The 8,484-nt window shown below is 53.3% G+C and carries 12 protein-coding genes and 1 pseudogene; 6 read left to right on the forward strand and 7 right to left on the reverse strand.

Features of this window, described 5'->3' with window-relative positions; translation table 11 throughout:
• Positions 1-11: 11 nt before the first annotated feature.
• On the reverse strand, positions 12-242 hold the full coding sequence (locus IGQ16_RS04485; RefSeq protein ID WP_011057407.1) for a photosystem I reaction center subunit IV: 231 nt from the start codon (positions 240-242) through the stop codon (positions 12-14).
• Between the two features lie 200 nt (positions 243-442).
• Here IGQ16_RS04485 and IGQ16_RS04490 point away from each other — a divergent pair, with 200 nt between their 5' ends.
• Positions 443-781 carry an STAS domain-containing protein gene (locus IGQ16_RS04490; RefSeq protein WP_024124622.1) on the forward strand — a complete coding sequence of 113 codons (339 nt, stop codon included), beginning with the start codon at positions 443-445 and terminating at the stop codon, positions 779-781.
• 27 nt (positions 782-808) lie between these two features.
• On the opposite strand, the gene IGQ16_RS04495 is transcribed toward IGQ16_RS04490, so the two are convergent.
• From IGQ16_RS04495 to IGQ16_RS04510, 4 genes are read right to left on the reverse strand one after another with little or no spacing between them, the layout of a single operon-like run.
• Positions 809-1,870 carry a 3-deoxy-7-phosphoheptulonate synthase gene (locus IGQ16_RS04495; protein WP_024124623.1) on the reverse strand — a complete coding sequence of 354 codons (1,062 nt, stop codon included), beginning with the start codon at positions 1,868-1,870 and terminating at the stop codon, positions 809-811.
• A 35-nt stretch (positions 1,871-1,905) separates the two neighbouring features.
• Positions 1,906-3,042: an LptF/LptG family permease gene (locus IGQ16_RS04500; RefSeq protein ID WP_297040473.1), complete on the reverse strand. Its 1,137-nt coding sequence runs from the start codon at positions 3,040-3,042 to the stop codon at positions 1,906-1,908.
• Positions 3,043-3,044: 2 nt separating this feature from the next.
• Positions 3,045-3,833: an LPS export ABC transporter ATP-binding protein gene (gene lptB / locus IGQ16_RS04505; protein ID WP_024124625.1), complete on the reverse strand. Its 789-nt coding sequence runs from the start codon at positions 3,831-3,833 to the stop codon at positions 3,045-3,047.
• Positions 3,793-4,239 (reverse strand): LptA/OstA family protein, encoded by a 447-nt coding sequence (locus IGQ16_RS04510; protein ID WP_297060392.1) that lies wholly within the window; start codon positions 4,237-4,239, stop codon positions 3,793-3,795. The genes lptB and IGQ16_RS04510 overlap by 41 nt, the downstream gene beginning before the upstream one ends.
• Positions 4,240-4,299: 60 nt before the next feature.
• On the opposite strand from IGQ16_RS04510, the gene holA reads away from it, so the two are divergent.
• Positions 4,300-5,307 (forward strand): DNA polymerase III subunit delta, encoded by a 1,008-nt coding sequence (gene holA / locus IGQ16_RS04515; RefSeq protein WP_024124627.1) that lies wholly within the window; start codon positions 4,300-4,302, stop codon positions 5,305-5,307.
• On the opposite strand, the gene IGQ16_RS04520 is transcribed toward holA, so the two are convergent.
• Positions 5,244-5,699 carry a hypothetical protein gene (locus tag IGQ16_RS04520; protein WP_024124628.1) on the reverse strand — a complete coding sequence of 152 codons (456 nt, stop codon included), beginning with the start codon at positions 5,697-5,699 and terminating at the stop codon, positions 5,244-5,246. The genes holA and IGQ16_RS04520 overlap by 64 nt on opposite strands.
• 213 nt (positions 5,700-5,912) lie before the next feature.
• Between IGQ16_RS04520 and IGQ16_RS04525 the strand changes: the two genes are divergently transcribed.
• From IGQ16_RS04525 to IGQ16_RS04540, 4 genes are read left to right on the forward strand one after another with little or no spacing between them, the layout of a single operon-like run.
• Positions 5,913-6,329 carry a hypothetical protein gene (locus IGQ16_RS04525; protein ID WP_024124629.1) on the forward strand — a complete coding sequence of 139 codons (417 nt, stop codon included), beginning with the start codon at positions 5,913-5,915 and terminating at the stop codon, positions 6,327-6,329.
• A 60-nt stretch (positions 6,330-6,389) separates the two neighbouring features.
• Positions 6,390-6,713, forward strand: a complete 324-nt coding sequence (locus IGQ16_RS04530; RefSeq protein WP_024124630.1) for a metal-sensing transcriptional repressor — start codon at positions 6,390-6,392, stop codon at positions 6,711-6,713.
• Between the two features lie 27 nt (positions 6,714-6,740).
• Positions 6,741-7,034 carry a YggT family protein gene (locus IGQ16_RS04535; RefSeq protein WP_041429070.1) on the forward strand — a complete coding sequence of 98 codons (294 nt, stop codon included), beginning with the start codon at positions 6,741-6,743 and terminating at the stop codon, positions 7,032-7,034.
• Positions 7,034-7,906, forward strand: a complete 873-nt coding sequence (locus tag IGQ16_RS04540) for a DNA adenine methylase (protein ID WP_024124632.1) — start codon at positions 7,034-7,036, stop codon at positions 7,904-7,906. The genes IGQ16_RS04535 and IGQ16_RS04540 overlap by 1 nt, the downstream gene beginning before the upstream one ends.
• 6 nt (positions 7,907-7,912) lie before the next feature.
• On the opposite strand, the pseudogene IGQ16_RS04545 reads toward IGQ16_RS04540, so the two are convergent.
• Positions 7,913-8,484: pseudogene (locus IGQ16_RS04545) on the reverse strand (hypothetical protein); the annotation flags it as partial.

Consider the following 8,484-nt stretch of genomic DNA (forward strand, 5'->3'; position numbering starts at 1 on the left):
GATCCCAGAAACTATTTACCTTTTTTGGGAGGAGCCACTTCCTGCACTTCGTGGAGCGCGAAGTTATTCGTGTTCACACCGCTGGCACTGCCGCTGTAGCCCGTGTAATTGACTTTGTCGAAGCGCACAATCACAGGGTATTTGACGCCGGGGGTCTGATCCACAGAGGCGACGGTGCCCACTTCGTTGTACCAGTAGGATTCAGGGCGGAGAATCTTGACTTTAGAACCACGTTGCACCATGAGTTATCGTCCTAAAAATTTCTCAACGGCTAGAGTTAAGCCTACTATGATTACTACGGCTTGTTACGCTCGCTCCACAAAATTTCACAGAGCCCGCCATTTCTGGAGCGAAGTAAAGGGCGGTTATGTGTTTGCTCCCTTGCGAATCTCTGTGAAAAAAGGCTGTATACTAGCGGGGAACTCCTTTCCGTCGTCCTGTTATGGCCAACACTGTCGAAGTGATCAAGCTGTCTGGGGTCTTTGGTGGTCCACAAGCTCAGGAATTTCGTCAAACCATTAGTGAGCTGGTTCAAGGGGGGACTAAAGCTCTATTGCTGGATTGTGGGAATGTTACCTTTATTGACAGTTCTGGCTTGGGTGCTCTTGTTGTGGCCCTGAAAACTGTCCGTGCAGGTGGGGGACAGCTTTACCTATGTAATATTCCCAAACAAATGATGATGCTCTTTGAACTCACGAGCATGGACAAGGTCTTTCAAATCCTCAAAGATGCGGAAGAATTCTTCTCATTGAAGCTACCTCCCCAACAGACCAGTAACTAGCTTCTCTTCCTTTGGGAGGCGATCCGGTTATCTGGCGACCAGTTGGGATCCTACGGCACTCGCCAATTGCTCGAGCATCGTTACTGTTGTCGCAAAGTCGACGCAGGGATCGGTAACACTTTGGCCATAGACCAACTGTGAGAGATCTTTGGGAATTGGTTGATTACCCGCCTTGAGATGGCTCTCGATCATCACACCCGCTAAATAACGGGAACCTTGCTGCACCTGCTGGGCGAGATTCTCACACACTAGCACTTGGCGTTGGGCGTCTTTGGCGGCGTTGGCATGGCTACAGTCTACCATTAGCCGAGGTGTGAGTCCCTTGCGCTCTAAGAGTGCAGCAGCCATCTCGATGTGGGCCGCAGAATAGTTGGGGCCGTCTTTACCGCCGCGCAACACAAGGTGAGTATCAGGATTCCCGGTGGTGGCAACAATACTGGCACGGCCTTCAGCATTAATTCCCAGAAAATGGTGTGACTGCTGTGCCGCGATCATGGCATTAATCGCAGAATCTAAGTGACCATCAGTGCCATTTTTGAAGCCTACGGGCATCGAAAGACCCGACGCCATTTGACGGTGAGTTTGGCTTTCGGTGGTGCGAGCACCAATAGCTGTCCAACTGACAACGTCGGCAATGTACTGGGGAATGATCGGATCGAGTAATTCTGTAGCGGCGGGTATTCCCAAGTTGGCCAAATCCAGCAGTAGCTTGCGGGCGAGGCGTAGCCCAGTGTTGATATCATAGCTGCCATCGAGGTGCGGATCGTTGATGAGGCCTTTCCAACCTACAGAGGTCCGTGGTTTTTCAAAGTAAACCCGCATAACAATTTCAAGACTATCCTGCAGGCGATCGCGCACCCGAGCCAACTTTTCCCCATATTCCAGCGCTGCCTTGACATCATGAATTGAACAAGGCCCCACAATGACGAGTAGGCGGCGATCGCGCCCCTTGAAAATGTCACGAATGCGATCGCGAGTGGTGGCCACAAGGGTAGCTTGGGATTCAGTCAGCGGTAAATCCGCCAGCAGGGTAGCAGGCGTCAACAAGGGTCGCGTCTCAACAACGTGAAGATCAAACGTTTGCGGCATGGATGAGCAATCAGCACTTCTTTCATCATAACTCTCTAGCTGCGATCCGCACGCCACAGTAGGGCGATCGCCACCACCAAGCCAATACTGTGGGGCAACCACGCCGCCGCCAGGGGCGAGAGGGTGCCAATCGTCCCCAGTGCACCGAGGAAAAACGTAAGCACGTACTGACCAAACACCACCGCCACACTAATGCCAAATCCCTGCCGCCCCCGCCGTTGGGAGGGACTGAGGCCAAACCCCACCCCTAAAAGGGCAAAGACCACGGCCAAAAAAGGCTGAGCATGGGACTGAGCCAAATGAACCTTGAGGGCACGCACCAGTTCTGGCTCTTGATCGGGATCGAGACGTTGCAGGGCACGGCGGGTTTGGGTGATCGAGAGCTCATTCACATCTGTGGGCCGCAGTGGCTGGGATTGGGCAGGCCGAGGCAAGCGGATCTCCTGTTGGTCAAATTGCAAGAGATTGCGGCTGACCCCCGTGTGGCTAATTAGATAGGCTATTCCCCGAGAGAGTAACCAGCGACTCTCACGTACATTCCACTCAGCGGATTCAGCACTAATGACCTGAGTCACCTGCGGTTCCGAAAAATCCAAAACCGTGATCCCCTGAATGCGGCTGCCATCAAAGCGATGCCCATAATACAGTCGCCGCACATTCCCGTGGCGATCGTACTCAGGGTAGAAAATATCGGTGCCTGAGCCAAGGGTGCGCTCCTGCTGCAGTAACTCGCGCATGAGTTTTTGCGATTCATACTTGGCGATCGGTACCGCTGTTTCATTCAGCGCGAGGGTCAACCCACTCACAAATAGAGCAAAAACCACCACAGGTATGAGGACACGGGCCAGACAAATGCCCACACTGCGCAGGGCAATCCACTCCCCTTCCTCCGAGAGCCGACTCATCGCCCCCACAACCGCCAGTAGCACAGCCATGGGAAAGACCAAGACCAAGACGGCAGGCAGTTGATAACCAATCAATTGCAGCAAAATCGCTAGGGGCAGTTGAGCATCGGCGACTTGCCGCACCAGATCAAAAATCGTGCCGACGGTCAACGCCAAGGTGGTAAAGACGGTGAGGCCAAAAATAAACCCCGGCAGTAGTAGCGAGAAAAGATACTGATCCAGCTTGGGAAGGGTCGGCAGCCAGATCTGCCGCGGTGCTCTAATCATGCCTAGAAACGAAAATCCTCACCAAGGTAGTATTGCCGCACTTTGGCATCCTGTGCCAATTCCCAGCTATTCCCGGCAGCTAAAATCTGCCCTTCCCGTAAAATGTAGGCGCGGTCAATAATTTCCAGTGTTTCCCGCACATTGTGATCGGTAATGAGAATGCCGATTTGGCGATCGCGCAGCTTCGCAATCATGTCCTGGAGGTCATGCACGGCAATGGGATCTACCCCCGCAAAGGGCTCATCGAGCAGTAAAAAACTGGGGCCTTGGGGACCTGCTGCCAAGGCACGGGCTAGTTCGGTGCGCCGCCGTTCTCCCCCTGAGACTCGCCGACCGAGGGTGTGGGCAATATGGGTTAGCCGAAATTCAGTCAGCAGTTGATCCAAGCGATCGCGCCACTGCCGCCGAGGCACTCCTGTTTCCTCTAAAACCAAGAGAATATTTTCAGCAACCGTCAACTGGCGAAAGATACTTGGTTCTTGGGGCAGATAGCCAATGCCCCGCCGTGCCCGCTGATGTAGGGGAGCATGGGTAATATCCTCATCATCCAGCCATACTCGACCCTCATCCGGTCGTTCAATCCCCGTGGCCATGTAAAAGGTTGTCGTTTTTCCTGCACCATTGGGCCCCAGCAGACCCACCACTTCTCCCCGTGCCACCGAGAGACTGACATGATCCACCACCCAGCGACTGCCATACCGTTTACATACTCCCTCTAGGCGAAGCGTGGTCGGTAGTGCAAACCGCCCGCTAGGGCTGCACAGGTGTAAGAATTTGTTGGTTAGGGTCATCTGGGATCATTAAAATAGATTCGACTTGGCGGCTGGGGGCGGGTAGAGCGACAAATTTTGCTTCCTCAATAAGATAGGTGATGGTATCGGCCCGAAGACTGTTCCCCTGTTGCAAAACATACACATTCCCACTGAGGACAATGCGCCCCTCACGGCTGAAGTATTGTGCCTGTGCCGCCGTGGCCTGAATTTGGCGGGCAGGGTAACGCAGTTGCACATTGCCCCGGGCGGTAATCACCCCCGTGATTGCATTTGCTTGCTGTACATCAGCCAAGATGGTGAGGGCTTGGGAAGGGGTTTGTTGGGAGTCTGCGGGTCGCCAGAAAAGGGGAGCAATTGCTAACCCTACTCCCAGTGTACCTATTACCAAAAGGCGGGATGGCCATCGGGAACAAGATTGCAGCATTTCCTTAAATTCTCCGCCACAATGTCTTTATCCTAGTGGATGAGGGAAAATTTCCGCATCATGCCCGTTTACTTCTACTGGGGGGAGGATCAATTCCAACTCGAGCAGGCCGTCAAAAACCTACGGCAACAGGTCGTTGATCCCCTTTGGGAGGGTTTTAACTTCGAGAAATTTGCTGGGGAGGAGGCCGAAGCTGTTCAAGCTGCGTTAGCACAGGTGATGACGCCGCCCTTGGGAGGGGGCGATCGCTTGGTGTGGCTGGTGAATACGACACTGGGTCAACGCTGTAGTGCGGAACTACTTGCCGATTTAGAACTGACCTTGCCGCAAATTCCCCCGAACTGTCATTTGCTCCTCACCAGTACCCAAAAACCCGACAGCCGCAGTAAAGCTGTCAAGCTGCTGCAGCAGCATGGCAACATTCAGGAATTTAGTCCAATTGCCGCTTGGAAAACCGCTGAGATTGAACAGCAGATCCGTGAGGCAGCTCAACGCTATCAGCTGCACCTGCCCCCGGAAGGGGTACAACTGCTGGCAGCGGCCGTGGGTAATGACAGCCGCCAACTCCACAACGAACTAGAGAAATTGGCTTTGTTTGCGGGCGATCGCCCCCTTACCGCTGAAGACATCACAACCCTTGTTCATGCCACCCAACAAAGCAGCCTCACCCTTGCCAGTACCCTGCTGCGGGGAGATACAGCTGCTGCCCTGACCCAACTGGAGGACTTGCTGCTACAAAATGAACCCCCGTTGCGCCTTTTGGCTACCCTGACGAAACAATTTCGCACCTGGTTGTGGGTCAAGTTGCTCAGCCATGAGCGGGACAATCAACGGATTGCCAAGCTAGCTGAGGTCGGAAATCCGAAACGGGTCTATTTCTTGCAAAAAGAAGTAAACGCTGTTGCTCTGCCTGCCCTTCAGACCTGTTTACAGATTCTCTTAGCCACGGAGTATCAACTAAAGCTAGGGGCTGAGCCAGTGGCGACCCTACGCCAAGGGATGATTCAGCTTTCCTTGGCCTGCTCACGGCGTTCTTGGGGCGATCGCTCTGGGGGCGGTGACAGTTGACTCGAGGGCAGCCGCGAAGGTTTGCGACTGGGACGATTCCACGTTTGCCATGCAGCTTTTACCCCAGCAAAGACACTCCGGGTGGTCACTTTCACCTCTTGGACTTGGCGTTTTGCCGCTGCAATCCCTTGATCCACCTGCTTGACCACGTTCCCAGCACTTTCTACCCCTTGGCTAATGTCGTCGGTGAGATCGCTAATCTCTAGACCCGTCAAGCGAATTGCTTCTAGGGTAGGGGGAAGTTCACGCCCCAAGGTATCAAAGAGCTTTTCAGCACTGCGAGCAGCCCGTGCTAACTCCATAAATGCCGGAATTGCAGCAACCAGAACGGCTGCCAAGCATACGGCCACCAATACCAGTGACACCGCCAACCAAAAAATTGGTTCTGTCACGTTGCTTCGTCCATTGAGTCTTGCAGGGGATGTGTCCCGATACTATCACGACTTCCCTAGGAGCAACAGTTACAGGAGTGAAGCCCAAGGCAGAGGGCCACTGAAGAACTGAGAAATGAGCCGTAATATTCATGCCCAAAACCAAGCGCAACTAGCAAGTTTGCTACAATTGCTGTGCAGCCATTGGTTGCTGTTCCGTGCGAGGAATCATCAATGTCTTTACGCCAGCCGTTGCTCTGGGGAGGTGCCACAATCGTTATCTCTTTGATCAGTTTAGGGGCGGCTGCTGCTCCCTTGCCCAAATGGCGGGAGCGCTTCAACCTGAGATCTCAGCAAGCCCAACACATGCAGGCGATCAACGAACGGTATAGGCAAAAAGTGCAACAGGTGGCATTGAACACGACTAAAGAACACCTAGAGAAATTCTTCGTGGCCGGTGCCCCCACAGCTGAACTTCAGCAACGATTTGACTTGGTGATGAGCTTACAGCAGATGCTGCAACGGAGACGTTTTGCGGCTGCTTTAGGAATCCAGCAAGATCTCACCCCTGCTCAGCGCCAACACCTGGCGGCCATGAATTGCCAACGCTTGGTGAATTTACCCAATCACCGGGGGGTAACCATGCCCTAGTTTGGTTGGCTTCTTGAGGTATCTGCTGATCGTTGGACTGATTGTTTAGGACGGTTTGCCGTGAGCACTGAATCCCATTCCCATTTTTCCCCTTCTGTGCATTCCCATCCCCATCATCACAGTGAAGAATCCCTGCGGGCAATTGTCAATCGGCTTTCGCGGATTGAGGGACATGTGCGCGGCATCAAAACGATGGTGCAGGATAGTCGTCCTTGCCCCGAGGTGCTGATTCAAATTGCCGCCGTGCGGGGAGCATTGGATCGGGTGGCACGATTAATTCTAGATGAACACTTAGATAAGTGTGTTACCCATGCGGCTCAAGAGGGGCGCATTGATCAGGAACTCGCCGAACTCAAAGCTGCCCTTGATCATTTTTTGGGATAATAGTTCGGGATAGCGTAATCAATGCCAATGCCTGCTGTTGTTGTGGTCAATTGGGTACTGGGAATCATCCTCGCCATTTTTACCCTGATCTTTTTGGTGCGGATTGTCCTCACGTGGTACCCACAGATTAGCCTCACCCAGGGGCCATTGAAAGTGATTTACTGGCTCTCAGAGCCGGTGCTGGCACCCACCCGCCGCATTGTGCCGCCTCTCGGGGGAGTCGATATTAGCCCGATTATTTGGGTGGGTATTGTTACACTCCTTCGGGAATTACTCGTGGGGCAGCAGGGGCTGTTGTTCATCCTGTTTCCACCGGCCTAGTGGGAACAGCAACGATCCTCAACCCGAGGCCGTTTCTCAAGTGGGCGGGGGGCAAGTCCCAATTACTGAGCCAAATGGCCCCCTACTTACCTCGTCAATGTCGCTGTTATGCTGAGCCATTTTGTGGTAGTGCAGCGCTCTATTGGTATCTCTTTGGCCAAACCCAGCAAGGGCAGTTTCAATTTCAGCAGGCGCGGTTGAGCGATCGCAATCCTGAGCTTATTAATTGCTACCAAATCGTGCGCGATCGTGTTGAGGACCTGATTCAGAAACTCACAGAATATCGACAACAGCACAGTGAAGCCTTTTACTATCACATTCGGAGTTGGGATCAACAGCAACTTGATCCCCTGACCCGTGCCGCTCGCTTGATCTATCTGAACAAAACCTGTTTTAACGGCCTCTATCGCGTTAATCGTGCGGGGCGGTTCAACGTTCCTATGGGGCGTTATCGCAATCCCCAGATTTTTGATCCTGAGGCTCTGCGTCAGGCGAGTATTGCCCTCCAAGACGTGACGCTGAGTGTGGCCGATTTTCAAGAGGTCTTAACTTGGGCAGCGGCGGGAGACTTTATTTACTTTGATCCACCTTATTATCCTCTTTCCAAAACAGCCAGTTTCACCAGTTACACCGATCAGCCCTTTGGCGAGGCAGAGCAGATTGCCCTAGCTCAGGTTGTCGCTGAGTTGGCTCAGCGGGGATGCTACGTCATGCTTAGCAATGCCTGGGTTGAACCCATGCTGCAACTCTATCGCTGTTGGCGTTGCATTGAACTTAAGGCCAGCCGTGTCATCAACTCCAATGGCCATAAACGCGGTAAGGTTAGTGAACTGTTGGTTGTCACCTATGGTTGCTCAACCCAGGAATTCTGACAAGGCTCATTCAGGGAAGTATTTACCCCGTGTTGTGATCATGACGGCGCCCCGTTCTCGAATCAAATCCTTGGCGGCCCGTTCCAAGCGATAGCCAAAAAAGAGGGGACGAATCTCCTCACTGGCCTCTACCTGAGCCACAAGGTTCAAGAATCGTTCCACCTCTGATTCGGTAATGTTGCTTTTCACCTCTCCTAGCACCAATACAGGACGCCCCTCCACCTGAGCGCGAATCACTAAATCAAACTCATACTCGCCATTGTTGCGCAGGGGCAGGGTGTCGCGATCGCAAAACTCAATCTCTATCCCCCAACGATACTCTAGAATTTCTGGCACTACTTCCAAAGCCAAGTCCTCCAGGGAGCCACCGAGGGCTTCACTGAGACCTCCCACCTGCCGCGCCAGTTGTTTCACTGCCCTTTCTGTGCGCTCTTGGGCAGCAGACAGCCGATCTACAGCAACAGCTAGCTGATCCACCCGTTCTTCAGTACGTTTTTGGGCTTGGGCAAGTTCCTCTACCCGCTCCTCAGTACGTTTTTGGGCTTGGGCAAGTTCCTCTACCCGCTCCTCAGTGCGTT

Source organism: Thermosynechococcus sp. M3746_W2019_013 (assembly GCF_015296045.1).
Classification (GTDB): domain Bacteria; phylum Cyanobacteriota; class Cyanobacteriia; order Thermosynechococcales; family Thermosynechococcaceae; genus Thermosynechococcus.